Raw genomic sequence first — 26,543 nt, 5'->3', positions numbered from 1 at the left:
TCGAAGAGAAAATCAAATGTAGCAGTTCTTTTTAAGGTCATATTTTTAATCATTAGAAAGTTTTTTAAAGGCAGTGGAAAGCATCAACTTAATACGATTTAACTGATTTACTTCACTGGCACCTGGATCATAATCTACCGCCACAATATTTGCCTGAGGATAATCCTTTCGGATTGCCTTAATCACACCTTTTCCTACAATATGATTAGGAAGGCAGCCAAATGGCTGGATGCATACGATATTTGGGGTGTCTGCATGAATAAGCTCCAGCATTTCTCCTGTAAGGAACCAACCTTCTCCTGTCTGATTTCCAATGGAAACAATAGGTTCTGCCATTTTTGCCAGACTTTCAATTTGAGCGGAAGGTGTGAAATGCCGGCTCTTTTTAAATTCATCATTAGCAGCTTTTCGGATAAAGTCAATGGCTTTAATTGCCAGTTTACCCTTCTGAGCAAAAGACTTTTGGAAACCAAGGTATTGAGATTTAAAACTCATATTATAGAAGCAGTAGCACATGAAATCAATTAAATCAGGGCATACAGCTTCTGCACCTTCTTTTTCTAAAAGCTCAACCAGATGATTATTGGCACCGGGATGGAATTTTACTAGGATTTCACCTACAATTCCCACACGAGGTTTTTTCTCGTTTGTAATAGGAAGAGTATCGAATTCTCGTATCATTTGACGGCAGAGCTGATTAAAGCGAGAGAAGGTTACATGTTTTCCTGAGAGGAAAGTAATGCAACGTTTTTCCCATTTTTTATGAAGGTCGTTAGCAGAACCTTTTACAGCCTCGTAAGGACGCATACGATACAGACATTTCATTAAAATATCTCCAAAGACTGCACCGTAAGCAATGCGAGTTGCCAGCTTCACGGTTATTTTAAATCCGGGATTTTCTTCCAATCCGCTTAAATTAAGGGAAATAACAGGAATATGAGCCATACCTGCTTTTTCTAAAGCACGTCGTATAAAACCAATATAGTTGGAAGCACGGCAGCCTCCGCCAGTCTGTGTCATGATAATTGCCACTTTGTTTAAATCATATTTTCCTGATTGTAATGCTTGCATAATTTGTCCGACTACCATTAAAGATGGATAACAAGCATCATTATTTACATATTTTAATCCAACATCAACAGCTTCTTTATTTCCGTTTCCTAAAACTTCTAAATGATAACCACTAGTGTTAAAAGCAGCTTCTAAAATATTAAAGTGGATAGGAGACATTTGAGGACACAAGATAGTATATTTTTTTCTCATTTCCTCTGTAAAAGAAACACGTTCAATAGAAGAAGGGTGTATTTCTCTTTCTATTTTTTGTTGTTCTTTTACTTTCAGTGCAGCAATTAAAGAGCGCACACGAATTCTGGCAGCACCCAGATTATTCACTTCATCAATTTTCAGGCAGGTATAAATTTTTCCACTGTTAGATAAAATTTCATTGACTTCATCTGTAGTTACAGCATCCAGACCGCAGCCGAAAGAGTTTAATTGAATTAAATCCAGATTGTTTTTTTCCTTTACAAAATTTGCTGCAGCATATAGACGAGTATGGTAAGTCCATTGATCATTAACTCTCAAAGGTCGCTCAATAGGAGCAAGATGAGAGACAGAATCTTCTGTAAGTACTGCAATTCCATAAGAGGTAATTAATTCTGGAATACCGTGGTTAATTTCCGGATCAATGTGATAAGGACGTCCTGCCAGAACAATGCCTCGTCTTCCTGTTTTTTCAAGATAACGAAGGACTTCTTCTCCTTTTCGCATAATGTCATTTCTGCATTTTCTCATTTCTTTCCATGCATCATGAGCAGCTTTTTCTACTTCCTTGGAAGGAATATCAGGAAATTCTTCCACTAAACGTTTTGTGATAATTTCTTCGCTGCTCAGCGCCAGAAATGGGTTGTGAAAACGAATATTAGGATTTTTTAGTTCATCTATGTTATTTTTAATATTTTCTGCATAAGAAGTTACTATTGGGCAGTTAAAATGGTTTACAGAGTCTTTAAATTCCTGGCGTTCATAAGGAATACAGGGATAAAAAATATAGTTTACACCCTGTTTAATCAGCCAGGATACATGCCCATGTGCCATTTTGGCAGGATAACATTCTGACTCACTTGGGATAGACTCAATTCCAAGTTCGTAAATCTTTCGTGTAGAGGTAGGAGAGAGTATTACCTGATATCCCAGTTCAGTAAAGAAGGTATACCAGAAAGGATAATTCTCAAACATATTTAAAACTCTTGGAAGTCCTACTTTTCCCCGTGTCGCCTTATCTGGAGTTAAAGGCTCGTAGGAAAACAGCCGTTTGTATTTATATTCATATAAATTCGGAATTTGCTCTTTGTTTTTTTCTTTTCCAATTCCACGCTCACAGCGGTTTCCTGAAATATATTGGCGTCCGCCGGAAAATTTGTTGATGGTAAGGCGGCAGTTATTGGTACAGCCTTTACAGTTTGCCATCATGGTTTTATATTCCAGAGAATTGATTTTGTCAATGGGAAGCATGGTAGTTGTCTTATTTTTGTCATAACGCTCTCTGGCAATTAAAGCAGCGCCGAAAGCGCCCATAATTCCTGCAATATCAGGGCGAATAGCTTCGCACTGGGCAATTTTTTCAAAGCTTCGAAGTACAGCATCGTTATAAAAGGTGCCGCCCTGAACAACAATATGTTTTCCAAGTTCAGAAGCATCAGAAACTTTGATTACTTTATACAGAGCATTTTTGATAACAGAATAAGCAAGACCGGCAGAGATATCTGCAACGGAAGCGCCTTCTTTTTGTGCCTGTTTTACTTTGGAATTCATAAATACAGTACAACGTGTACCTAAATCAATAGGATTTTCGGCAAAAAGGGCAGCTTTGGCAAAATCTTCTACACTGTAATTTAAGGATTTTGCAAAGGTTTCAATAAAAGAACCACATCCCGAGGAGCAGGCTTCATTGAGCTGTACGCTGTCTACGGTTTGATTTTTAATTTTAATGCATTTCATATCCTGACCGCCAATGTCTAAGATACAGTCTACTTCTGGATCAAAAAAGGCAGCAGCATAGTAGTGAGATACAGTTTCAACTTCTCCTTCATCTAACAGAAGCGCTGCCTTAATTAAAGCTTCTCCATATCCGGTAGAGCAGGAATAGGCAATTTTAACGCCGGCAGGAAGCTGGCTATAAATTTCCTGAATGGCTTTGATGGAAGTTGCCAAAGGATTTCCATTATTGTTACTGTAAAAGGAATACAACAAAGAACCGTCTTCTCCTACAAGGGCAGCCTTGGTAGTGGTAGAACCTGCGTCAATTCCCAAATAACAGTTTCCGCTGTAAGTATCAAGGGGAGCTGTTTTTACATTATAACGGCTTTGACGCTCATTAAAGACATCATATTCCTGTTGAGAAGCAAATAAGGGCTCCATACGGTCAATTTCAAAATCCATTTTAATAGATGCCTGCAGTTTGTCACGCATGGCAGTAATAGAAAATGCAGGAGCATCTTCTTTTGCGTTTAAAGCAGAACCTATTGCGGCAAATAAGTGCGAATTTTCAGGTACAATGGTGTGTTCCTTATCCAGTTTTAAAGTACGGATAAATGCAGCTTTCAGTTCAGAGAGAAAGTGCAGAGGACCGCCTAAAAAAGCTACGTGCCCACGAATTGGTTTTCCACAGGCAAGACCGCTGATTGTCTGGTTTACTACAGCCTGAAAAATAGAAGCAGATAAGTCTTCTTTTGTAGCACCTTCGTTAATTAAAGGCTGAATATCTGTTTTTGCAAAAACACCGCAGCGGGCTGCAATAGGATAAAGAGCTTTGTAGTTTTTCGCATAATCATTAAGTCCAGGAGCATCTGTCTGTAAAAGAGATGCCATTTGGTCAATAAAAGAACCTGTACCACCGGCGCAGATACCATTCATACGCTGTTCTACATTGCCATCTTCAAAATAAATGATTTTGGCATCTTCTCCTCCCAGTTCGATGGCAACGTCTGTTTGAGGTGCCAGTTCTTCTAAGGAGGATGAAACAGCAATTACTTCCTGTACAAACGGGATGGTTAAATGAGTTGCTAAAGTAAGTCCTCCGGAACCAGTGATAACGGGTATCACGGAAATTTCTCCCATAGTCTGATATGCTTTGTCAAGAAGTCTTGCCAGAGTATTTTGAATATCAGCAAAATGTCGCTCATAATCAGCAAACATAATTTGATGTTTTTGATTTAAAATTGCGATTTTTACAGTTGTAGAGCCAATATCAATTCCTAAGGTATAAAAGGTATTTTTAATTTTTTTATCTTCTGACATTGTCAGAAACCTCCTCTATGTATGTGTTTCTACTTATTATTATATGTATAAAAAAATCAAAGTCATTATACGACAAAATGTCGAAAAAAACAATCGTAAATATTTCACAGCCATTGCGTTTGAAATAGGCTTATGATAGAATAATCTGTACGACAGCAAGAAATAAGAGAATGGAAAAAGAGGAAAAATTGATGTATAAAGTATTAAAACAGGAAGGCAGAGCGAAAAGAGCTCGCATGGAAACGGTTCACGGAACAATCGAAACTCCGGTTTTTATGAACGTGGGAACAGCGGCAGCCATTAAAGGCGCTGTATCTACTATGGACTTACAGGAGATTAAAACGCAGGTGGAGCTTTCTAATACCTATCATCTGCATGTAAGACCGGGAGATAAAGTCGTAAAGCAGCTGGGCGGTCTTCATAAGTTTATGAATTGGGACAAACCGATTTTAACAGACTCCGGCGGTTTTCAGGTATTTTCTTTATCAAAATTGAGAAAAATAAAAGAAGAAGGAGTTTACTTTAACTCCCATGTAGACGGCAGAAAGATTTTCATGGGACCGGAAGAAAGTATGCAGATACAGTCCAATTTAGGTTCTACCATTGCCATGGCATTTGACGAGTGTCCATCCAGTGTTGCCAGCAGAGAATATGTGCAGGCATCGGTTGACCGTACCACAAGATGGCTGCAAAGATGTAAGGACGAAATGGCAAGACTGAACAGCTTGGAGGATACAGTAAATCCCCATCAGCTTTTATTCGGTATCAATCAAGGTGCTATTTACGATGACATTCGTATTGCCCATGCAGAGACGATTTCCAAAATGGATTTAGACGGATATGCAGTAGGCGGTTTGGCAGTAGGGGAAACTCATGAGGAAATGTATCGCATTTTAGACAGCGTAGTTCCGCATCTGCCTGTGGACAAGCCGACTTACCTTATGGGCGTGGGAACACCGGCAAATATTTTAGAGGCGGTATCCAGAGGCGTGGACTTCTTTGACTGCGTTTACCCAAGCAGAAACGGTCGCCACGGACATGTATATACGAACTTCGGTAAAATCAATCTGTTTAATGCAAAATATGAGCTGGACTCCCGTCCGATTGAAGAAGGCTGTCAGTGTCCTGCATGCCGCCATTACAGCAGAGCCTATATCCGCCATTTGCTGAAAGCCAAAGAAATGCTGGGTATGCGCCTTTGTGTTCTGCATAATTTATATTTCTACAATACCATGATGGAAGAGATTAGAAATGCCCTTGATGAAGGCTGTTATGAGGAATATAAACAGAAAAAATTAGAGAGTATGGCAGCAGGTCCGAAAGACTGAGAAATTGGTATAAAAAAGTATTAAAATTGGAAAAATACAGAAAAACCACTTGAAGAAAAGTCGGAAATTGTGTATTATAACAATAATGTCTATAAGTCTGACAGACAAAGATTATTTTTTCAGGAGGAAGTAAGATGTTATTATCAGCAGCAGGTGCAGGAAGCATGATTAGTTTATTCGTACCATTGATTGTATTTTTTCTTTTAATGTATTTCATGATTATGCGTCCACAGAAAAAAGAGCAGCAGAGAGTAAAAAGTATGCTGGCTTCTATGGAGGTTGGTGACAGTGTTGTTACAACCAGCGGTTTCTATGGGATTTTAATCGATATTACAGAAGAAGATGTTATTGTAGAATTCGGAAATAACAGAAACTGCAGAATTCCAATGAGAAAAGGCGCAATCGCTGAAGTAGAAAAAGCAAGTGACGGTGCAGCAGAATAAGAGAAATAAGAGGTGCTGAGGGATAAAACCACAGTACCTTTTTCATTTCACAGGAAATTGTGCAGCAGCGCAAGTTTTTAATATAACAGGAGATAGAAATATGGCATTTATCAGTTTATTTGAAGTAATCGGTCCCAATATGGTAGGCCCCTCCAGCTCTCATACAGCAGGAGCAGCTTCTATGGCTCTTTTGGCAAGAAAGCTGTTTCCGGGAGAGATAAAGAGCGTGCATTTTACCCTGTATGGTTCTTTTGCCAGAACTTATCGGGGGCATGGTACAGACAGGGCGCTTTTAGGCGGAATTATGGGCTTTGAAACCGATGATTTGCGTATTCGTGACTCTTTAAGCATTGCAAAGGAGCAGGGACTTCATTATAGCTTTTCTGTTTCTGCGCAGGAGGATGCGGCTATCCATCCCAATACGGCAGATATGGAAATCGAGGGAACAAAAGGGGAGAAGCTTTTTGTCCGAGGAGTTTCCATTGGCGGGGGAAAAGTAAAAATCGTAAAATTAAATCAGATAGAAGTGGATTTTACAGGGGAATACAGCACCTTAATCGTAAGCCAGACAGACAAGCCCGGAGTTGTGGCTCATATTACCAGAGTTTTAAGTGAGGAAGGGGTAAATATTGCATTTATGCGTCTGTTTCGGGAAGAAAAAGGTGCGGCAGCCTTTACAGTTGTAGAGTCTGATGAGAAAATACCTGCCAAGGTGCTGGACAGAATAAGAGAAAATCCGCTGGTTTCCGATATCACATTGGTGCAGTTATAGGAGGAATGGGAAATGGAATTTAATAACGGAGCAGAATTACTGGAATTATGTCAGGAAACAGGATTTCCGATTTCTCAGATTATGAAAAAAAGAGAGGCAGAGTTTTCTAAGATTTCTGAGGCAGAGGTAGAGAAGAAAATGAGAACAGCTTTGGAAATTATGAGAAATTCTGCAAAAGAGCCTTTAAAAAATCCCCAGAAATCCATGGGAGGCTTAATCGGCGGGGAAGCAAAACTGCTGGAAAACCACAGATTAAGCGGAAAATCCATCTGTGGAACAGTTCTGTCAAAGGCAATGACCTATGCCATGGCAGTTTTAGAGGTAAACGCTTCTATGGGTGTGATTGTGGCAGCTCCTACGGCAGGCTCTTCCGGCGTTGTCCCCGGCGTGCTTTTTGCTTTGCAGGAAGAATTTGATTTGTCAGACGAGGAATTATTAAACGGACTTTATACAGCCGGTGCAGTGGGGTATCTTTTGATGCGAAATGCTTCTGTATCGGGAGCAGAGGCAGGCTGTCAGGCTGAGGTAGGAGCAGCCTCTGCAATGGCGGCGGCAGCGGCAGTGGAAATGATGGGCGGAAGTCCGAAGATGTGTTTGTGGGCAGCAACCGGAGCCCTTTCTAATCTGCTGGGCTTAGTTTGCGACCCCATAGCAGGCCTTGTGGAAGCCCCCTGTCAGAACCGAAATTCCATTGGTGCATCCAATGCTTTGATTTGTGCGGAACAGGCGCTTGCCGGTATTCATCAGATTATTCCTTTTGATGAGATGGCAGAGGCAATGTACCATGTAGGAAGATGTCTTCCTTTTGAATTGAGAGAAAGCGCTTTGGGCGGCTGTGCAGGGACAACCAGCGCCTGTGAGAAAAGCTGTAAAATATTCGGAAATACAGAAGAATAGGGAAAAAGAGAGGTATTGTTTAAAAAGAATGGAAACCATAACAAAAAAGCATACCTCTCTGTTTTATTATTGCTTGAATTGTGGTGAAAAAAGGCTTATCATAGTAATAATTTAATTTGAGAAAACGGGGGATCGATATGGAATATAAAATTGCTTTGATGCCGGGAGACGGCATTGGTCCGGAAATTATAAAAGAAGCCAGAAAAGTATTAGACGCCACAGCAAAGGTCTACGGACATACGTTTTCCTATGAAGAGCTGCTCTTAGGAGGAGCGTCCATTGACGCTTACGGAGAACCGCTGACAGAGGAAACCATTGCAAAAGCCAAAAGTGCAGATGCTGTTTTAATGGGAGCAGTAGGCGCAGATGCAAAAACCTCACCATGGTATCGTCTGTCACCCGAGAAAAGACCGGAAGCGGGACTTTTAAAGCTGAGAAAAGAATTAAAGCTGTTTGCCAATTTAAGACCGGCATATTTGTATGAGGCTTTAAAGGATGCCTGCCCTGTAAAGGAACAGTTTTATCAGACAGGAATTGATTTGATGATTGTAAGGGAGCTTACAGGAGGACTTTATTTCGGAGAGAGAAAAACAGTTGTGGAAAACGGAATTGCAAAGGCTGTGGATACTCTTACTTATGATGAAAAGGAAATTCGCAGAATTGCAAAAAAAGCCTTTGAGACCGCTGTGAAAAGAAAGAAAAAAGTCACCAGTGTGGATAAGGCAAATGTTTTGGACTCCTCCCGTTTGTGGAGAAAAATAACAGAGGAAGTGGCAGCCGATTATCCGGAGGTTACTTTGGAGCACATGCTTGTTGATAACTGTGCCATGCAGTTGATTTGCAATCCGGAGCAGTTTGACGTGATTTTAACAGAGAATATGTTCGGAGATATTCTTTCCGATGAAGCAAGTATGCTTACAGGTTCCATTGGAATGCTGCCTTCTGCAAGCTTAAATGAAACCAGTTTCGGACTGTATGAACCGTCTCATGGTTCTGCTCCTGATATTGCGGGAAAAGGAATTGCAAATCCGATTGCAGCCATATTGTCCGCAGCTATGCTTTTACGCTACTCTTTTTCCATGGAGGAAGAAGCAAAAGCTATTGAAAATGCGGTAAATGCAGTTTTAAATGAAGGTTATCGTACATCCGATATTATGTCAGAGAATATGAAAAAAGTTTCCACAGGAGAAATGGGAGACTTGATTATAGAGAAAATACAGTAGATAACAGGAGGAAAGATATGCGAAGTGATGTAGTAAGAAAGGGGATGCAGCAAGCGCCTCATCGTTCTTTATTCCATGCTTTGGGAATGACAAAGGAAGAAATGGAAAGACCTTTGGTGGGAATTGTCAGTTCTTATAATGAAATTGTTCCGGGGCATATCAATTTGGATAAAATCGTAAATGCGGTAAAAATGGGTGTTGCTATGGCAGGAGGTACTCCGGTGGTATTTCCGGCGATTGCCGTTTGTGACGGAATTGCCATGGGACACAGCGGTATGAAATATTCCCTCGTCACCAGAGATTTAATTGCAGACTCTACAGAAGCAATGGCAATGGCACATCAGTTTGATGCTCTTGTTATGGTGCCAAACTGCGACAAAAACGTGCCGGGACTTTTAATGGCAGCAGCCCGTATCAATGTTCCCACAGTTTTTGTAAGCGGCGGACCTATGCTGGCAGGAAAAGTAAGAGGGGAAAAGAGAAGTCTTTCTTCCATGTTTGAAGCCGTAGGCGCTTACAGTGCAGGAACAATGACAGAAGAAGATGTAGAAGAATTTGAAAACAACGTATGTCCGACATGCGGTTCCTGTTCCGGTATGTATACTGCCAACAGCATGAATTGTCTGACCGAAGTTTTAGGAATGGGATTAAAAGGAAACGGAACCATTCCGGCTGTGTATTCTGAGCGTATAAAGCTGGCAAAACAGGCAGGTATGCAGGTTATGGAAATGTACCGCAGAAATATACGTCCAAGAGATATTATGACAAAAGAGGCAGTTTTAAATGCTTTAACAGTAGATATGGCACTTGGCTGTTCTACCAACAGTATGCTTCACCTTCCGGCTATTGCTCATGAAATCGGCTGGGATTTTGATATTACTTTTGCCAATGAAATCAGCGAAAAAACACCAAATCTTTGCCATTTAGCACCGGCAGGTTATACTTATATGGAAGATTTAAATGAAGCAGGCGGTGTCTATGCCGTTATGAACGAGCTGACAAAGAAGAATTTATTAAATCTGGACTGTATGACAGTAACAGGAAAAACAGTAGGTGAAAATATTGCCAACTGTGTAAATAAAAATCCTGAGGTTATCCGTCCGGTGGAAAATCCGTACAGTGCAACAGGAGGGCTGGCGGTACTCACAGGAAATTTAGCCCCTGACGGCGGTGTTGTAAAACGAAGCGCTGTCTGTGAAGAAATGATGGTACATGAAGGTCCGGCAAGAGTGTTCGACTGTGAAGAGGATGCTATTTGTGCAATCAAAGGCGGCGAAATCAAAGCAGGAGATGTAGTGGTTATTCGTTATGAAGGACCAAAGGGCGGTCCCGGTATGCGTGAAATGTTAAATCCTACTTCCGCTATTGCAGGTATGGGACTGGGCTCCAGCGTTGCGCTGATTACAGACGGACGTTTTTCAGGAGCATCCAGAGGAGCGTCTATCGGTCACATTTCACCGGAAGCGGCAGTGGGAGGTCCCATTGCACTGGTACAGGAAGGAGACCGCATTCGTGTAGATATTCCAAATACCAGACTGGAGCTTCTTGTTTCGGATGAAGAGTTGGAAAAGAGAAGAGCACAGTGGCAGTCAAAAGAGCCGAAGGTAACCACAGGCTATCTGGCACGTTACGCAGCTATGGTGACCAGCGGAAACAGAGGAGCTGTATTGGAAATACCAAAACAATAAGAGGAAGGGGAGGTTTTGCTTATGCAGATGACAGGAGCGCAGATTGTGATAGAATGTTTAAAGGAACAGGGAGTAGATACTGTTTTCGGATATCCGGGAGGAACGATTTTAAACATATATGACGAGTTATATAAGCATCAGGGAGAAATTCATCATGTGCTGACTTCTCACGAACAGGGGGCAGTTCATGCGGCAGACGGATATGCACGTTCCACAGGGAAGGTAGGCGTTTGTCTGGCTACCAGCGGTCCGGGAGCAACTAATTTAGTAACCGGTATTGCAACCGCACAGATGGACTCTATTCCTGTTGTTGCCATTACCTGTAACGTAGGATTGCCTTTGCTTGGAAAGGACAGCTTTCAGGAGGTGGATATTGCGGGAGTGGTAATGCCTATTACAAAGCACAGCTTTATTGTAAAGGATGTGGCAAAGCTGGCAAAGACCATTCGCCGTGCCTTTGTAATTGCAAAAAGCGGAAGACCGGGTCCTGTTCTGGTAGATATTCCAAAGGATATTACAGCCGCTGTAACGGAATTTAAGCCTTATGTACCGTCACCTGTAAAACCATATACAGCGGAAATCAGACAGGAGGACATTGATTGTGCGGCAGAAATGATAAAAGAGTCAAAACGTCCCTTCCTTTTTGTAGGAGGAGGAGCTGTGGCTTCCGGTGCGTGGGAGGAGGTGCGTAAGCTCTCACACAACCTTCAAATTCCGGTGACAGACTCTTTGATGGGAAAAGGTGTATTCTCAGGGGAAGACCCTTATTATACAGGAATGTTGGGCATGCACGGAACAAAAGCTTCCAATTTAGGTGTAACAAAATGTGACCTTTTAATTGCAGTGGGAGCCAGATTTTCAGACCGTGTAATCGGAAATCCAAGAAACTTTGCAAGAAATGCAAAGGTCATTCATATTGATGTAGACGCAGCGGAGATTAACAAGAATATACTGGTGGACTGCAGTATTGTAGGAGATGCCAAAGAAATTTTGAAGCAGTTAAATGAAAAATTAAGTCCCTGCCAAAGAGAGGAATGGCTGGAATATATCGAGCAGCTAAAGGCAAAATATCCTTTAAAATACAGACAGGAAGGGCTTACCGGACCGGCAATTATCGAAGAGCTGTACAGACAGACAAAGGGCAATGCCATTATTGTTACTGAGGTAGGTCAGCATCAGATGTGGGCGGCACAGTATTATAAATACAATATGCCTCGAACCTTTTTGTCCTCCGGCGGACTGGGAACTATGGGATACGGACTGGGCGCTGCTATTGGAGCGAAGATGGGAAATCCGGACAAAATTGTCATTAATGTGGCAGGAGACGGCTGCTTCCGTATGAATATGAACGAAATTGCCACAGCTACCAGAAATAATATGCCTCTTATTCAGGTAGTAGTGAATAATCAGGTATTAGGTATGGTGCGTCAGTGGCAGACTTTATTTTATGAAGGAAGATATTCCAATACGGTTTTGCAGGATAAGGTAGATTTTGTAAAACTGGCAGAAGCAATGGGAGCAGTGGGCATTCGTGTTACAACAAAAGAAGAATTGCCAAAAGCCATTGCAAAAGCCATTGAGCTGAATACAACCGTTGTTCTGGATTGTATCATTGACAGTGATGATAAGGTATTTCCAATGGTTCCAGCAGGAGCAAATATAGAAGATGCTTTTGATGAAGATGATTTAACATAATTGTCTTTGACAAAAAGACAAATGTTTTTGTTGACAGCTATAAGTGAAAGGTTTATCATAAAGAGAAAGAAAAAAGTGCCATGTATTCCCAGAAGGAGTAGATGGCACACTTTTATAAAAGACATTTAGAGGAGGACGAGTCATGAGCAGAGTGTATAATTTTTCAGCAGGACCGGCAGTATTACCGGAGGAAGTATTAAGAGAAGCATCAGAAGAAATGTTAGATTACAGAGGATGCGGAATGTCTGTGATGGAGATGAGTCACCGCTCGAAAATGTTTGAAAGAATATTGGAGGAAGCAGAGGCAGATTTTCGAGAGCTGCTTCATATTCCAAATAATTATAAGGTTTTATTTATGCAGGGCGGCGCCAGCCAGCAGTTTGCGGCAATTCCCATGAACTTGATGAAAAATAAAGTGGCAGATTATATTGTGACAGGACAGTGGGCAAAAAAAGCATGGCAGGAAGCACAGAAATACGGAAGAGCAAACAAAATCGCAACTTCTGAGGATAAAATGTATTCTTATATACCGGATTGCAGTGATTTGGAAATTGACGAACAGGCAGATTACGTATATATTTGTGAAAACAATACCATTTATGGTACGAAGTTTAAAACACTTCCAAATACAAAGGGAAAACCATTAGTGGCAGATGTGTCCTCCTGCTTTTTGTCAGAGCCGGTGGATATAGAGAAATATGGAATTATGTATGGAGGCGTACAGAAAAATATCGGACCTGCGGGAATGGTGATTTCTGTTATTCGAGAGGATTTGATTTCTGAAGATGTAATGCCGGAAACTCCTACCATGCTGAAGTTTAAAACGCATGCAGATGCCAATTCTCTTTATAATACGCCGAATACGTATTGTATTTATATGTGCGGAAAGGTATTTCAGTGGCTGAAAAAACAGGGTGGCCTGGAAGCCATGAAAGCATATAATGAAAAGAAAGCGCAGGTTCTTTATGATTTCTTAGACAGCAGCAAGATGTTTCAGGGTACAGTTAGAAAAGAAGACCGTTCTCTTATGAACATTCCTTTTGTTACCGGAAAGAAAGAGTTGGATGATAAATTTGTAAAAGAAGCAGAAGCAGCAGGTCTGTATAATCTGAAAGGGCATCGCACCGTAGGCGGTATGCGTGCCAGCCTTTATAATGCAATGCCTATGGAGGGTGTAAAAGAACTGGTAGCCTTTATGAAGAACTTTGAGGAGGGAAATTTAAAATATGTATGAGTATTATTGTTTAAATCCAATTTCAGCAGTTGGTCTTGATAAGTTTCCTGCAAAATATGAAAATACAGAGTGTATGCAGGAAGCGGATGCCATACTGGTGCGAAGTGCAGATATGCACAATCTGGAAGTGGCAGAAAAAACAGCGGCAGTGGCAAGAGCAGGAGCCGGTGTAAACAACATTCCTTTGGAAAAAATGACAAAAAAGGGAGTTGTAGTATTTAATACACCGGGAGCAAATGCCAACGGAGTAAAGGAAATGGTGATTGCGGGAATGTTGCTGGCATCCAGAGATATTATCGGAGGCATTGAGTGGCTGGAAAAACAGGATGTTACAGAGGATATTGCCAAAAGAGCAGAAAAACAGAAAAAGCAGTTCGCAGGCTGTGAAATCAGCGGTAAAAAGCTGGGAATTATCGGACTCGGAGCTATTGGCGTGCGTGTGGCAAATGCGGCAATTCATTTGGGAATGGAGGTTTACGGATATGACCCGTATATTTCCGTAGATGCAGCATGGAATTTATCAAGAAGCATTTATCACATCAATGATATTAACATGATTTACCGTGACTGTGATTATATTACCATTCATGTGCCTTTGACAGATGCTACAAGGAAGATGATTGGGAAAGAGGAAATCGCTCAGATGAAGGACGATGTAGTTCTTTTGAACTTTGCCAGAGATTTGCTGGTGGATGAGGAGGCTGTCTGCGAAGCATTAAAAGCCGGAAAAATGAAAAAATATGTAACAGACTTTGCAAATCCTACCGTTGCAAATGCACCAAATACTTTGGTGACACCTCATCTTGGCGCATCCACAGAGGAGTCTGAGGATAATTGTGCAGTGATGGCAGTAAAACAGCTTATGGATTATCTGGAAAACGGAAATATTAAAAATTCTGTCAATTATCCAAGTTGTGACGGGGGTACCTGTATTGATGCGGGACGCTTGACGATTAATCATAAAAATATTCCGAATATGATTTCTCAGTTTACAAAAGTATTAGGTGATGCAGGGGTAAATATTGCCAATATGATTAACAAAAGTAAAGGCGATTATGCGTATACGATGATTGATGTTACCATGCCGATTTCCAAAGAGGTGGCGCAGGCATTAAAAGCCATTGAGGAAGTATACCGAGTACGAATTATAAAATAGAGTTTTCATGAGAAAGGAACAGAACATGAAAAAGAAAATAACGGCGCTGTTATTGGCAGCGGTAATGATGGTTGCAGCCTTTATGGGATGCGGAAAAGCCGAAGGTAAGGCAGAAGAGCCGAAAGAAACAGGAAAAGCACCGATAGATGTGAATATTATGGCATTAAAAGGCCCCACCGCAATGGGACTGGTAGAAATGATGGAAAATTCTGATTACAATTTTTCCATAGCAGCTTCTGTGGATGAGGTTTCTCCAAAGCTTTTGCAGGGGGGAACAGATATTGCGGCAATTCCCGCAAATCTGGCTTCTGTTCTTTATAATAAAACAGAAGGAGACATTCAGGTTCTGGCAATTAACACGTTAGGTGTGTTATATATTGTGGAGAACGGAGAAACTATACAAAGCGCAGCAGACTTAAAAGGAAAGACCATTTATGCCAGCGGAAAAGGCGCAACACCGGAATATGCTTTAAATTACATTTTATCTTCTAACGGAATAAACCCTGAAACAGACGTTACCATTGAATGGAAAAGCGAACATTCTGAATGTGTTGCTGCCTTAGCAAGTCAGGAAAATGCAGTTGCCATGCTGCCCCAGCCTTTTGTCACTACGGCACAGACAAAAAATCCTGAGATTAGAACTGCTCTTGATTTAACAAAGGAATGGGACGCATTACAAGAAGGTGAGGAAAAGAAAAGCAGCATGATTACAGGAGTTGTGGTTGTCCGTAAGGAGTTTGCAGAAGAAAATCCAGAGGAAATGCAGGAATTTTTAAAGGAATACCATACTTCGGTGGATTATGTAAATGAGAACGTTACAGATGCGGCACAGCTAATCGAAAAATATGACATTGTGCCGGCAGCAGTGGCGGAAAAAGCGCTTCCTGCCTGCAATATTGTCTGTATAGACGGGGAGAAAATGGAAGAAAAACTTTCCGGATATCTGGAGGTTTTAAAAGCGCAAAATCCTCAGGCAGTAGGAGGAGAAGTACCAAATCATGACTTCTATTACATCCAGTAAGAAAAATAGAAAAATAAAGCTATGGGCAGTGCTTTTCTGGTTGCTTGTATGGGAAATAGCCAGTCTGTGGCTTGGACAGGAGATACTTCTGGTATCTCCTGTTGCTGTTCTGAAAAGACTTGGCAGTTTCATTTTTGAAGCTTCTTTTTGGAAGACAATTTGTTTTTCGCTTTTTCGTATTATAGGCGGTTTTTTCCTTGCTGTACTGGCAGGAGTGCTCGGGGGAAGCATTGCGTCAAGACTTCCGAAAATACAGGAGCTTTTTGCCCCTCTTATTCTTGCTATGAAATCTGTTCCGGTTGCATCCTTTGTCATTTTAATTTTAATCTGGGTTCCTTCCGAAAACCTTTCTGTAACAATTTCTTTTCTCATGGTGTTTCCGGTGATTTACACTAATGTATTAAACGGTATTCAAAATACAGATAAAAATCTTCTGGAAATGGCACAGGTGTTTCAGGTATCTGGAAAAAACAAAATTCGTTACATTTATCTTTCTGAAGTGCTGCCTTTTTTCAGAGCAGGCTGCAGTGTGTCGCTGGGATTATGCTGGAAAGCGGGAGTTGCTGCAGAGGTAATCGGAATTCCTGACGGTTCTATGGGAGAGCGATTATACGAGGCAAAAGTGTATCTGGATACTCCAGACCTTTTTGCATGGACCATGGTAATTCTTATAGTCAGCATGATATTTGAAAAAATCTTTCTGGCAGCGCTGGATAAGGCTGTTTCGTGGGTAGAAAGGATGTAAAGCATGGCAATTAAGATAGAAAACTTGAGTAAAAGTTACGATGGCAGACAAGTGTTCGAAAATCTGAATATGGAGCTGACAGAAGGACAGATAACCTGTATTATGGCGCCTTCCGGAAAAGGAAAAACCACATTGCTTCGTATTCTCATCGGACTGGAGCAGGCAGACAGGGGAAAGGTAGCAGGAATAGAAGGCAAGGATATCAGCGTTGTCTTTCAGGAGGATAGGCTTTGCGAAAACCTAAACGTCCTTTCCAATATTCGCCTTGTCCAAAAAGAAAAAACAGAAATTCGGGAAGGGCTAGAAGCAGTGGGACTTCTGGACTGCTGCCATCAGCCGGTAAGAGAATTGTCGGGAGGAATGAAAAGACGAGTGGCGATTTTAAGGGCATTGTATGCAAAATGGGATATCCTGTTCTTGGACGAACCCTTTAAGGGCTTGGATAAAGAAATGAAAGAAAGGGTTATTCAGTTTTTGAAAAAAAGCTGTGAGGGGAAAACGGTCATCTGTATTACCCATGAGGAAAAAGAGGCAGAAGCCTTGGGAGCGGTCATTCAATATTTCTAAAATTTAAAAAGAGGTTGTCGCATTAAATACATATATATTTAAAACGACAGCCTCATTTTTGCTTTTTAGTATTTATCTACATGAAGCAGTTCATGTGTCTTATCTTTCAGTAAGGTATCGTAAAGAGCGAGAATTAATGGATTTTCGTCAGCTTTTCGGATACTTGTCACATGGTCTGCCTGATACAGTCCGTCACGGCGGGCTGATTTGGTACGGTCACCGGCTCTTGGAGGCTGTCCGCCGCCCATGATACATCCTCTGCGGCATGCCATGATTTCAATAATATGGTAATGCTTTCTTCCGCTTTTCACATCTTCCATAACAGTCTGTGCATTGGCAAGTCCGCTGGCAACGCAGACATTTAAGTCAGTGCCTTTATAATTTACAGTGAACTCTTTAATACCCTCGTCACCACGAGCCCCTGCTTCTGCAATGGCATCCATGGTCGCTTTATTATGGTCATCAGCAAGGCGGCGAAGCATTGCTTCTGTAACGCCTCCGGTCACACCGAAGATAGCGCCTGCACCGGAGCCAAAGCCAAAGGGCATATCGCATGCCTCTGTTTCCTGAGAAGCAAAGTCAATACCGGAATTGTTAATCATACGGATGATTTCCGTAGTAGTCAGTACAATATCGGTATCCTGTTCTCCATGAGTAAAATTGTTGGAGCGCAGGATTTCCATTTTCTTTGCTGTACATGGCATAATGGAAACCACGAAGGTTTTCTTATTCTGGCTTCTTTCCGGATTTTTATAATATTCCTTAATAACTGCCGAGAACATTCCCTGTGGGGAACGACAGGTAGATAAATTATCTTTAAACTCAGGATATTGGTCACATACAAATTTTACCCATGCAGGACAGCAGGAGGTTAAAAGAGGAAGTTTTTCATTCTTTTCCACACGGTTTAAAAATTCCTTGGACTCCTCCATAATGGTAAGGTCAGCTGCAAAGGTAGTGTCGTAAACTTCATCAAAGCCCATGCGGTGAAGAACAGCTACCAGCTTGCCCATTACACTGTGTCCCTTTGTTAATCCGAAGGCATCGCCTACCGCTACACGGACAGCCGGAGCAACCTGTGCGATAACCCGTGTATCCGGATCATTGATAGCGTCCCAGACCTCATCCATATTGGTGCGGATGCTGATAGCGCCCGTTGGACAGAAAACACGGCATTGACCGCAGCTTACACAGTCTGTTTCAGAAAGTGGCTTGTCAAAGGCAGGCGTTACCATAGCATCTGTACCACGGTGGGTAAAGCCTAAAACCTCCAGTCCCTGAAGCTCACGGCATGCACGAACACAGTTTCCGCAGAGAATACATTTATTCGGGTCACGAATAAGAGCAGGAGAGCTTGTATCTAAAGGCTTTTCCTCTCTGGTATTCTGGAAACGAACCGTAGTGATGTTCATTCTGTGAGCCAGCTCCTGCAACTTACATTCGCCGCTTTTCACACAAGTAGTACAGTCACGGCAGTGTGCGGAAAGGAGCAGTTCTACAATCATTTTACGATATTTTTTAATTCTTCCGGAATTGGTATAAATTACCATGCCGTCTCTGGGCTCCTCTGAACAGGAAGCAAAGGTACGTCCTCTGTCATCCTCTACGGTACATAAACGACATGCGCCAAAGGTGGACAGCTCAGAATGATAGCAAAGTGTAGGTAAATCAATACCGGCTTTTCTAATGACAGAAAGTACGTTTTTTTCATCGGTAAATTCTACTTTTCTGCCGTCTATTGTCATAAATCCCATAATCATCCCTCCTAATATTCAACATACACTGCATCAAATGCACAGTTATCACGGCAAGAGTCACATTTAATACAAAGATTTGGATTGATGTGATAAGCTTCCTTGCGCACACCGGTAATTGCACCTACCGGACAGTTCTTCGCACATTTGCCGCAGCCCTTACAAAATTCAGGATTGATTACATATTTTCTCATGGCAGTACAGTTTTTCGCAGCACATTTATGCTCTACAATATGTTCTTCATATTCCTTGCGGAAGGTTTTCAAAGTACTGATAACCGGAAGAGGAGCGCTCTTTCCGAGACCGCATAAAGCCATATTTTTCACCATGGCAGCCAGTTCTTCCAGTGTGTCCAAATCTTCCAGCTTGCCCTCGCCATTGACAATTCTCTCCAGAATTTCCAGCATACGTTTTGTTCCCTCACGGCATGGAACACATTTTCCGCAGGACTCTCTTTGGGTAAAGCTCATAAAGAAACGGGCAACCTCTACCATACAGGTATTCTCATCCATAACAACAAGACCGCCGGAGCCCATAATGGCATTGTATTTTTTTACGCTGTCAAAATCCAGCCCAACGTCAAGATGTTCTTTTGTCAGACATCCGCCGGAAGGACCGCCAATCTGAATGGCTTTAAAATCACCGCCGCCTTTGATGCCGCCGCCGATGTCATAGATAATCTCTCTTAAAGTAGTACCCATAGGCACTTCAATCAGCCCTGTATTTTCAATGGCACCGGTAATGGAGAAGGTCTTTGTTCCGGGACTTCCTTCTGTACCGATGGTTTTGAACCAGTCAGCGCCTTTTAATACAATTCCCGGTACATTGGCAAAGGTTTCTACATTATTTAAAACCGTAGGCTTTGCCCAAAGACCTTTGTCAACAGTACGAGGCGGTTTTACACGAGGCATACCTCTGTCGCCTTCAATAGAAGCAGTAAGAGCAGAACCCTCGCCGCATACAAATGCTCCTGCACCACGGTTGATGTGCATGTGGAACTGGAAATCCGTACCTAAAATATGGTCGCCTAAAAGCCCTTTTTCTTCCGCCTGTCGGATTGCCTTGCGAAGTCTTGCAACGGAAAGAGGATATTCGGCACGAACATAAATATAACCATTTTGAGCGCCTGTTGCGTAAGCGGCAATAGTCATACCTTCAATCAGACGATATGGGTCGCCTTCCATAACACTGCCGTCCATGAAAGCGCCGGGGTCGCCTTCGTCTCCGTTACATACCACAAAATGTTCCGCTACATCCTTGTGAGCTGCAACCTGTTTCCATTTGCGTCCCGTAGGGAAGCCGCCGCCTCCTCTTCCGCGGAGTTTGGACTTATCCACTTCATTTAAAACATCTTCCGGAGTCATGTCAAAAAGCGCTTTTGATAAAGCCTCATAGCCGCCGGAAGCAATATATTCATCAAGAGACTCTGCGTCAAATTTACCGCAGTTTTCCAAAGCAATACGAGTCTGTTTTGCAATAAAAGGAATTTCATCGGGAGTCGGATAAGCTTTACCGCCTTTTTTATAGAAAAGACGTTCTACCGGCTCTTCATTTAAAACCGTGCGCTGGAAAATTTCAGCACAGTCGTCCTCCTGTACTTTTACATACTGATAATGATAAGGCTCGATACGTACCAAAGGGCCTAATTCACAAATTCCCTGACATCCTGTTTTTACTGTGCCGATATGGGGAACGTCTTTTTGAAATTCAACGGAAACCCCTTCTAAATCCTGACAGAGCTCAACCATTTTCTGGTAGATTTTCTCAGAACCGGAGGCTACACATCCTGTTCCCGCACAGACTAAAATACGACATTTATAAGAAGCCAGTTCTTCACGGGCAGCTTCTCTTTCTTTTAATAAAGCTTCTCTGTTTTCAATTATCATACATTATCACCTCTCAGTTCTGCGATTAAATTCAGAGCTTTTTCCGGCGTCATGGAAGGATAAACTTCGTTGTTTACCGTCATAGTAGGCGCTAATCCGCAGGCGCCCAGACAGGAAACCGTTTCTACGGTGAACAGCATATCATCTGTGGTATGCTTTTTCTTGCTAAGCCCCAGCTCCTTTTGCAGGGCTTCTAAAATAGGAATAGATTTGCGGACATGACAGGCAGTTCCGTCACAAACTTTAATTATGTATTTTCCCTTTGGTTCAAAAGAGAAATTTTCATAGAAAGTTGCCACACTGTAAGCTTTTGCCTCACGTACTCCGATTTCTTTCGCAACATAGGTCAGCAGCTCTCCGGGCAGATAACGATATTCTGCCTGAATATCCTGCATAATGGGAATTAATGAACTTGCTTTACGGCCATAAAATTCGATGATTTCATCGGTTTTTTCATAATAACTTTGGTCAAGCATGCTTTGATACCTCCTCCTAATAGTCAAATACGCAGCCAAAGGGAAATGAACCTTCACTTTGCGAAGCTATTCCTATTATACTTGATATGTATAAAATTCACAATCATTTTCTGTTATAAAAACAAAAAATATACAATTTATATATACAAATTTTAAGAGAAACAGGGCAAAACTTTACAATTTACCGGATTGATGATAATATAGAAAAAAGGAGGCGCAATATGTCTGAGGAATTATATAATTTAATGGATTGGCAAAAGATAGAGGCTCTTGTTTATTCAGAGGAAAGCGAGCCGCAGAAAACACTGAAACCGAAAATTATGAAAAACGGTATTCTTTTTCAATGCTTTTTTCCGGAAGCACGAAAAGTAAAACTTCTTTTTGGGAAAAAGAAACGGGAATATAAAATGGAAATGCAGGATGAGGCGGGATTTTTTGCCTGTCTGATACCGGAAAAGCAGATTTTAAATTATACGTATCAGGTGTTTTTGAAAAACGGTGAAGAAAAGCTGGTACAAGACCCTTATTATTTTGAGAGCCAGATTACAGAAGAGGAAGAAAAGAAATTCTGTGCGGGAATTTGTTATGATATATACGAAAAATTAGGAGCGCATTATCAAAAGATAAAAGGCGTTTGGGGAGTACATTTCGCAGTTTGGGCGCCCAATGCCCTGCGTGTCAGTGTGGTAGGGGATTTTAACCATTGGGACGGCAGAGTACATCCGATGAACCGGCTTTCCCGGTCTGGGATTTTTGAATTGTTTATTCCCGGTGTCAAACTCTCTGATTTATACAAGTATGAAATTAAAACAAAAGATTTGCGGGTGTTTTTAAAAGCAGACCCTTATGCAAATCAGGCTGAGGTCCGTCCGTGCAATGCTTCTGTGGTAACAGATTTGTCCGGTTATCAGTGGGAAGACAGTCTGTGGATGAACAAAAGAGGTAAGCTCCAAGGAGAGGACAGACCACTTTCCATATACGAAGTGCATTTAGGCTCATGGAAAAAGCCGGAGGACGGCAGAGAATTTTATAATTACCGGGAATTGGCGAAAATGCTGTGTGCGTACGTGAAAGAGATGGGATATACTCATGTGGAATTATTACCTGTGATGGAGCATCCTTTAGATGAGTCATGGGGCTATCAGGTGACAGGATATTATGCTCCTACCAGTCGCTTTGGAAATTGCGAAGACTTTATGTATTTTGTGGATTATATGCACCAAAATGATATCGGCGTGATTTTAGACTGGGTTCCGGCACATTTTCCAAAAGATGATTTTGCTTTGGCAGGCTTTGACGGCACAGCTCTTTATGAGTATTCCCAAGCAGAGAAGGCAGAGCATCCTCACTGGGGAACGCTGGTATTTGACTATGCCAGCCCTGAAGTAAAGAATTTCCTCATATCCAATGCTCTGTTTTGGGCGGAAAAATACCATGCAGACGGTATCCGTATGGATGCGGTGGCGTCTATGCTTTATCTGGATTACGGAAGACAGGATGGACAGTGGCAGCCGAATATGTATGGCGGAAATGAAAATCTGGAAGCAGTAGAGTTTTTGAAACACTTAAATTCTATTTTTAAGAAAAAATATCCCGATGCCCTTTTAATTGCAGAGGAGTCTACTGCATGGCCGGCTGTTACGGGAGATTTAGAGGATAATGGCTTGGGATTTGACAGAAAATGGAATATGGGATGGCAGAATGATTTTCTGGATTATATGAGAAAAGACCCGATTTTCAGAAGCGGTGTCCATGATGAGCTGACCTTTAGTATGTTATACGCATATAGTGAAAAATTTTTGCTTAGTTTTTCTCATGATGAGGTAGTACACGGAAAAGGTTCTTTTCTTAATAAAATGCCCGGTGAAAAAGATAGGAAGCTTGCAAATCTGCGAGCAGCCTATGGCTTTTGGATGACACATCCCGGCAAAAAGCTTTTATTCATGGGACAGGACTTTGCCCAGGAAAGGGAATGGTCTGAAAAGACCCCTCTTGATTGGGAGCTGTTAGAAGAGAAGGAACATAAACAGATGCAGGACTATGTAAAAGCATTATTAAAGCTTTATCAGGATTATCCGGCGCTCTATGAATATGATGATACTCCTGACGGCTTTGAATGGATTAATCATATAGAAGCAGAAAAAAATATGCTTACCTTCCTTCGGAAAGCAGAGAAAAAAGCAGATACCTTAGTTGTGGTATGTAACTTTTCTGATTTGGCGTATGAAGCTTATGCGATGGGTGTTCCTTATGCAGGAGAGTACAGAGAAATTTTTAACAGTGATGATGAAAGCTTTGGAGGTACAGGCGTAAAAAACAGCGGAGTACAGAAAGCAAAAAAAGAGGAAAAGGACGAAAGACCTTATTCCATAGAAATTCAGGTAGCCCCTCTTTCCGTACAGATTTTTTCTGTAAAAGAATGTGGGGAAAAGATGGTAAAAGAGTCTAAGGTACGCCGTGAATTGGAGAAAAAAATAAAAGAAGAACACAAAAAAGAGGAAAACAGAAGATGAGAATTATCTTGACAGACGCATTGACAGAACCGCTGGAAATTGCGGGAATTGGAGAGTTTTTCAGACAGTATCTCACATGGGATTACTGGAGTCAGAAGCTGCCCTTAATCGGAAGCTTTGCAGGGAGAGTCCTTCTGGCAATTTTGGTCTATGTAGTTGCCAGTAAAATCATTCATAAACTTTGCAAATTGATTGTGGCATCTATGAACAGGGCGAATGCAGATACTGGAGTTACACAATTTGTATCCTCATTCGCAAAGGCTGCCATGTATTTCTTCCTGATTGTTTCCATTGCAACCAGCTTTGGAGTGAAGGAGTCTTCCATTGCCGCACTTTTGGCATCCAGTGGTGTTGCCATTGGTCTTGCCTTGCAGGGGGGCTTGTCAAACCTTGCAGGCGGAGTGATTATCCTGATTTTAAGACCTTTTGTAATCGGAGATTATATTATTGAAAATTCGGGAAAGCAAGAGGGCACGGTTGTAAAAATTGACCTTTTTTACACAACCTTATCCACAGTGGATAACCGAAGAATTACCGTTCCAAACGGAGCGCTTACCAATTCCAGTATTGTCAATGTGACGGCAAAAGACAACCGCAAGCTGGAAATTAAGGTAGGAATTTCCTATCAGGCAGATTTGAAAAAAGCCAAGAAAATTTTGGAAACACTGCTCCACGAGGATGCCAGTATTATGTCAGACCAGGAGATGCAGGTCTTTGTGGACGAGCTGGCGGCAGACAGTGTGATTTTGGGACTTCGTGCATGGGTAAAGACAGAGGAATACTGGGCGACAAAGTGGCGTTTGAATGAAAAAATCAAGCTCACCTTTGATGAACAGGGGATTGAAATTCCGTTTCCGCAGTTGGACGTGCATATTAAATAAAGTGTATGCAGGAAAAACTTTATAGAGAGTTTAGAGTTTTTAAGAATTAAGAAATATTATTTCTATTGTTTTGTGATAAAATACTATTATGACAACAATAGAAGGGAAGATGAACATGAAAACGCAGGTATTGTACAAGAGCAGAACCGGCAATACAGAAAAGCTGGCAAAAGCAATTTTTGAGGCTGTTCCCGGACAGTGTAAGGATATTGCACCTTTAGAAGGACAGACAGATTATGAAATGGGAGACATATATTTTATAGGATTTTGGACGGACAGAGGAAGTGCCAGCGTGGAGGTGTTGGATTATCTGGGCAGCCTTCAGGGAAAGAAGATTGCATTATTCGGTACCTGCGGCATGGGAAATGATTTGGAATATTATAAAAAAATCGAAGAAAACATACGTGTTTTTATTGAGGATGACAACGAATATCTGGGCGCTTATATCTGTCAGGGAAAGATGCCGATTTCTGTGCGTGAGAAATATCTCAGCATGAAGACACCGGAAAATACGAAGATGATAAATGCTATGCTCCGTAATTTTGACATGGCAATGCTTCATCCTGACACGCAGGATTTAGAAGGCGCAAAAGCCTTTGTACAAAAGGTATTTGAAGATATTAGGAAGGAAGAATTGCAGTATGAATAAAATAAGAGAAGCGTTTCAGCGATTTATGTATGGAAGGTATGGCAGTGACCGTTTAAATCAGGCGATGCTGATTGTTTTTCTGGTCTGTGCCATGTTGGATATTTTCGTGGATAATGTATACTTTAGCGTGTTGCTTACTTCATGGGAATTTTTACTTGTTATTCTTATTTATTTCCGTGTGTTTTCCAGAAATATTTCAAAGCGATATGCGGAAAATCAAAAATATCTGGCGTTGGAAAATAAGGTACGAAGATTTTTCGGGAAAACAAAATACATACAGCAGCAGAGAAAGGACTTTCATATTTATACATGTCCCCAGTGCAAACAGAAAATCCGTATTCCAAAGGGAAAAGGTAAGATTAGTGTAAGATGCCCCAAATGCGGAGCTGAGTTTGTTAAGAACAGTTAAAGCTGATAGAGAGAGGTTATGATTTGAGATTTATCATATCCTCTCTTTCTTTTTTAAAAATGGAATTGGTTATACCAGATACCAAATACAAAAATTGACATAAACGAAGGGGAAAACAGAGAAAAATAGGATAAAATATATGAAAAACAGAAGTTATATTGACAAAAAATCGTCATAATAATATAATGTCGATAAAATAACAAAATTGGTACAACCAATTAGAACGGAGGAAGGGCAATGGACAAATTCAAAGTTCTGGAAATTAAAAAAAGTGTATTTTCCGGCAATGAAAAACGTGCCGATGAGCTTCGCAAGCAGTTGAAGGAGAAAAAGTTATTCCTATTAAACCTAATGTCTTCTCCCGGTTCAGGAAAAACTACAACCCTTACAGGAACCATTAAAGCTTTAAAAGGGGAGCTTCGCATTGGGGTTATGGAGGCAGATATTGACTCTGACGTGGATGCAAAAACAATATCTGATTTGGGAGTAAAAACCATTCAGCTCCATACGGGAGGAATGTGTCATTTGGATGCCGGCATGACAGCTCAGGGGCTGGAAGGTCTTGAGACAGATGAACTGGATTTGGCAATTTTGGAAAATGTGGGAAATTTAGTTTGTCCTGCAGAGTTTGACACAGGGGCAGTAAAAAATGCCATGATTTTAAGTGTACCGGAAGGCCATGATAAACCGTTGAAATACCCGCTTATGTTTTCCGTGTGCGATGTAGTTCTTATTAACAAAGTAGACGTAATTCCGTATTTTGACTTTGATATGGAGGCGTGTAAGAAAAATATTTTGATGCGTAATCCAAAAGCAAAAATTATTCCTATTAGTGCAAAGACAGGGGAAGGGATGCAGCAGTGGTTTGAGTGGCTTTTAGATGAAGTAAAGCATTGGAAAGAGTAGA

At 41.4% G+C, this 26,543-nt stretch carries 21 protein-coding genes; 17 read left to right on the top strand and 4 right to left on the bottom strand.

Annotated features, from left to right (window positions below; genetic code table 11):
- Positions 1 to 45: 45 nt before the first annotated feature.
- Positions 46 to 4,299 carry a 2-hydroxyacyl-CoA dehydratase gene (locus tag CGC63_RS09100; protein ID WP_003020847.1) on the bottom strand — a complete coding sequence of 1,418 codons (4,254 nt, stop codon included), beginning with the start codon at positions 4,297 to 4,299 and terminating at the stop codon, positions 46 to 48.
- A gap of 191 nt (positions 4,300 to 4,490) precedes the next feature.
- On the opposite strand from CGC63_RS09100, the gene tgt reads away from it, so the two are divergent.
- The 12 genes from tgt (at position 4,491) to CGC63_RS09040 (ending at position 17,068) form a co-directional block, all read left to right on the top strand.
- Positions 4,491 to 5,627: a tRNA guanosine(34) transglycosylase Tgt gene (gene tgt / locus CGC63_RS09095; protein WP_009246301.1), complete on the top strand. Its 1,137-nt coding sequence runs from the start codon at positions 4,491 to 4,493 to the stop codon at positions 5,625 to 5,627.
- A gap of 134 nt (positions 5,628 to 5,761) precedes the next feature.
- Entirely contained in the window at positions 5,762 to 6,070 is a 309-nt protein-coding gene (gene yajC, locus CGC63_RS09090) for a preprotein translocase subunit YajC (protein WP_003020852.1), read from the top strand.
- 100 nt (positions 6,071 to 6,170) lie between these two features.
- Positions 6,171 to 6,842: an L-serine ammonia-lyase, iron-sulfur-dependent subunit beta gene (sdaAB, locus tag CGC63_RS09085; RefSeq protein WP_003020855.1), complete on the top strand. Its 672-nt coding sequence runs from the start codon at positions 6,171 to 6,173 to the stop codon at positions 6,840 to 6,842.
- A gap of 12 nt (positions 6,843 to 6,854) precedes the next feature.
- The gene (gene sdaAA, locus CGC63_RS09080) at positions 6,855 to 7,739 is read left to right on the top strand and encodes an L-serine ammonia-lyase, iron-sulfur-dependent, subunit alpha (RefSeq protein ID WP_003020857.1); all 885 of its coding nucleotides are present in this window, start codon (positions 6,855 to 6,857) and stop codon (positions 7,737 to 7,739) included.
- Between the two features lie 137 nt (positions 7,740 to 7,876).
- A complete protein-coding gene (leuB, locus tag CGC63_RS09075) occupies positions 7,877 to 8,962 on the top strand; it encodes a 3-isopropylmalate dehydrogenase (protein WP_003020860.1) in 1,086 nt (361 codons plus the stop codon).
- Between the two features lie 17 nt (positions 8,963 to 8,979).
- Positions 8,980 to 10,650, top strand: coding sequence for a dihydroxy-acid dehydratase (gene ilvD / locus CGC63_RS09070; protein ID WP_003020864.1), 1,671 nt, complete (start codon positions 8,980 to 8,982; stop codon positions 10,648 to 10,650).
- 21 nt (positions 10,651 to 10,671) lie between these two features.
- A complete protein-coding gene (ilvB, locus tag CGC63_RS09065; protein WP_003020865.1) occupies positions 10,672 to 12,345 on the top strand; it encodes a biosynthetic-type acetolactate synthase large subunit in 1,674 nt (557 codons plus the stop codon).
- A gap of 142 nt (positions 12,346 to 12,487) precedes the next feature.
- On the top strand, positions 12,488 to 13,579 hold the full coding sequence (serC, locus tag CGC63_RS09060) for a 3-phosphoserine/phosphohydroxythreonine transaminase (RefSeq protein WP_003020868.1): 1,092 nt from the start codon (positions 12,488 to 12,490) through the stop codon (positions 13,577 to 13,579).
- On the top strand, positions 13,572 to 14,735 hold the full coding sequence (locus CGC63_RS09055; RefSeq protein ID WP_003020870.1) for a phosphoglycerate dehydrogenase: 1,164 nt from the start codon (positions 13,572 to 13,574) through the stop codon (positions 14,733 to 14,735). Before serC ends, CGC63_RS09055 begins: the two co-directional genes overlap by 8 nt.
- 25 nt (positions 14,736 to 14,760) lie before the next feature.
- On the top strand, positions 14,761 to 15,756 hold the full coding sequence (locus CGC63_RS09050; RefSeq protein WP_009246298.1) for an ABC transporter substrate-binding protein: 996 nt from the start codon (positions 14,761 to 14,763) through the stop codon (positions 15,754 to 15,756).
- A complete protein-coding gene (locus CGC63_RS09045) occupies positions 15,734 to 16,501 on the top strand; it encodes an ABC transporter permease (protein ID WP_003020878.1) in 768 nt (255 codons plus the stop codon). Before CGC63_RS09050 ends, CGC63_RS09045 begins: the two co-directional genes overlap by 23 nt.
- 3 nt (positions 16,502 to 16,504) lie before the next feature.
- Positions 16,505 to 17,068 carry an ATP-binding cassette domain-containing protein gene (locus tag CGC63_RS09040; RefSeq protein ID WP_003020883.1) on the top strand — a complete coding sequence of 188 codons (564 nt, stop codon included), beginning with the start codon at positions 16,505 to 16,507 and terminating at the stop codon, positions 17,066 to 17,068.
- Positions 17,069 to 17,133: 65 nt separating this feature from the next.
- Here the strand turns inward: CGC63_RS09040 and CGC63_RS09035 are convergent, their stop codons facing one another.
- From CGC63_RS09035 to CGC63_RS09025, 3 genes are read right to left on the bottom strand one after another with little or no spacing between them, the layout of a single operon-like run.
- Entirely contained in the window at positions 17,134 to 18,822 is a 1,689-nt protein-coding gene (locus CGC63_RS09035; protein WP_009246297.1) for a [FeFe] hydrogenase, group A, read from the bottom strand.
- Between the two features lie 11 nt (positions 18,823 to 18,833).
- Positions 18,834 to 20,708: an NADH-ubiquinone oxidoreductase-F iron-sulfur binding region domain-containing protein gene (locus tag CGC63_RS09030; protein ID WP_003020887.1), complete on the bottom strand. Its 1,875-nt coding sequence runs from the start codon at positions 20,706 to 20,708 to the stop codon at positions 18,834 to 18,836.
- The gene (locus CGC63_RS09025) at positions 20,705 to 21,184 is read right to left on the bottom strand and encodes a complex I 24 kDa subunit family protein (RefSeq protein ID WP_003020891.1); all 480 of its coding nucleotides are present in this window, start codon (positions 21,182 to 21,184) and stop codon (positions 20,705 to 20,707) included. Before CGC63_RS09025 ends, CGC63_RS09030 begins: the two co-directional genes overlap by 4 nt.
- Positions 21,185 to 21,405: 221 nt before the next feature.
- On the opposite strand from CGC63_RS09025, the gene glgB reads away from it, so the two are divergent.
- The 5 genes from glgB (at position 21,406) to hypB (ending at position 26,542) form a co-directional block, all read left to right on the top strand.
- A complete protein-coding gene (gene glgB / locus CGC63_RS09020; protein ID WP_003020894.1) occupies positions 21,406 to 23,697 on the top strand; it encodes a 1,4-alpha-glucan branching protein GlgB in 2,292 nt (763 codons plus the stop codon).
- The gene (locus CGC63_RS09015; RefSeq protein WP_003020897.1) at positions 23,694 to 24,578 is read left to right on the top strand and encodes a mechanosensitive ion channel family protein; all 885 of its coding nucleotides are present in this window, start codon (positions 23,694 to 23,696) and stop codon (positions 24,576 to 24,578) included. The genes glgB and CGC63_RS09015 overlap by 4 nt, the downstream gene beginning before the upstream one ends.
- A 109-nt stretch (positions 24,579 to 24,687) precedes the next feature.
- A complete protein-coding gene (gene bilS, locus CGC63_RS09010; protein ID WP_330014655.1) occupies positions 24,688 to 25,227 on the top strand; it encodes a flavodoxin family protein BilS in 540 nt (179 codons plus the stop codon).
- Positions 25,220 to 25,636, top strand: coding sequence for a zinc ribbon domain-containing protein (locus CGC63_RS09005; protein WP_003020903.1), 417 nt, complete (start codon positions 25,220 to 25,222; stop codon positions 25,634 to 25,636). Before bilS ends, CGC63_RS09005 begins: the two co-directional genes overlap by 8 nt.
- Before the next feature lie 237 nt (positions 25,637 to 25,873).
- Positions 25,874 to 26,542 (top strand): hydrogenase nickel incorporation protein HypB, encoded by a 669-nt coding sequence (hypB, locus tag CGC63_RS09000; protein WP_003020906.1) that lies wholly within the window; start codon positions 25,874 to 25,876, stop codon positions 26,540 to 26,542.
- Position 26,543: the final 1 nt, after the last annotated feature.

The organism is Blautia hansenii DSM 20583, from assembly GCF_002222595.2.
In the GTDB taxonomy this organism is placed as follows: domain Bacteria; phylum Bacillota; class Clostridia; order Lachnospirales; family Lachnospiraceae; genus Blautia; species Blautia hansenii.
The sequence above is the reverse complement of the archived record's forward strand: the minus strand, read 5'-3'. Positions and strand labels throughout refer to the sequence as shown.